General features: G+C 61.9%; 2 protein-coding genes. Both read left to right on the top strand.

Annotation, left to right across the window (positions count from 1 at the left end):
• A partial coding sequence (locus ACFFT4_RS30120) for a phytanoyl-CoA dioxygenase family protein (RefSeq protein ID WP_378052840.1) occupies nucleotides 1–318 on the top strand: 318 nt, incomplete at its 5' end.
• A gap of 88 nt (nucleotides 319–406) precedes the next feature.
• A partial coding sequence (locus ACFFT4_RS30115; protein WP_378052839.1) for a hypothetical protein occupies nucleotides 407–1,256 on the top strand: 850 nt, incomplete at its 3' end.

Below are 1,256 nucleotides of genomic sequence, written 5' to 3'. Positions count from 1 at the left end.
GTCATCCCGGGCACTCATCATAACGGCTTCTCGCAGTACGAGAACGTCGACATGTCGGTCAACACGTTCCACGCGCAGATCAAGGACATCGACGAATCGAAGGCCGTCTACTTCGAGCTGGAGCCGGGCGAATGCTCGCTGCACGACTCGCGGATCATCCACGGGGCGGCGGCCAACACGAGCCCGTACCGCCGGTGCGGGTACACGATGCGGTTCATCTCCACGGACACGAAGGTGATTCCGGAGAAGAACGAGAACTGGGAAATCATATTGGCTCGCGGCGTCGATCTGGCCGGCAATACCTACGTGAAGATCTAATCGGCGGCAGGGCGCGCACAGGGGCACCGGGCGACCGTGCCCCTTGCTCTATTTCGGGAAGGAAAAGCACAAACGAGAGGTGAACGGGATGGAACGCGGAATTTATTTCGACGGCTGGTACCGGGACGAGCACTGCTATCATCCGAGCCTGCCGATGCGCAGGACGCAGATGGTGGAGGACCTGGTCGACTACGAGGCGACGCTGCTCGTCTGGTCGGCGCTCGGAGGCGGCGTCGTGTCGCTGCCCTATTTGGAGGAAGAGGCCTACGGCGAGGTGCCGTCCCGTCTGCGGATGTACGGCTACATGAACGATCGCGAATTTATCCGCGAATGCGACAAGCACGGCATCAAGGTGTTCGGCGTCGTGTTCGAGGTGCAGGGCTGGGAGTTCCCGGCCGAGATCAGCGCGGACGAGACGAAGCTGCTCGGGCTGAACATCATGCGCGGCGAAGGGAAAAAGGTGACGTACGGCCTGCGCGAGTTCAGCCAGGACAAATATCCGAAGCTGTTCCCCAAGACATTCCGCGACTACTTCCCGGACGGGCTCGTCAACAGCGACGGCGAGCAGGTAACCGATCTGTGGGCGGAATGCGCCGCCCGCAAAATGGACGGCACGGCTGTCCACGCCGCCTGGGTGGAGGTCGTCGGACACGAGCAGCAGTGCTATCAGATGTGCCGCAACAACCCGGTATGGCGGGCGTATCTGAAGAAAATCATCGAGATCCAGATCGACGCGGGCGTGCACGGCGTGCATCTGGACGAATGCGAGCTGCCGATTACGGCGATCGGCTACGGCGGCTGCTTCTGCAAGGACTGCATGAAGCAGTTCAACGCCTACCTGGCGGAGCGGCAGCGGAAGGGCGATCTGCCCGCGGCGCTGCAGGCGATGGACCTGGAAACGTTCCATTACGGGGAATACCTGAAGGCGCAGGGCGCCG

Source organism: Cohnella cellulosilytica (assembly GCF_042431195.1).
Classification (GTDB): Bacteria; Bacillota; Bacilli; order Paenibacillales; family Paenibacillaceae; genus Cohnella; species Cohnella cellulosilytica.
Note: the sequence above shows the minus strand (reverse complement) of the source record. Positions and strands in the feature narration are given on the sequence as shown.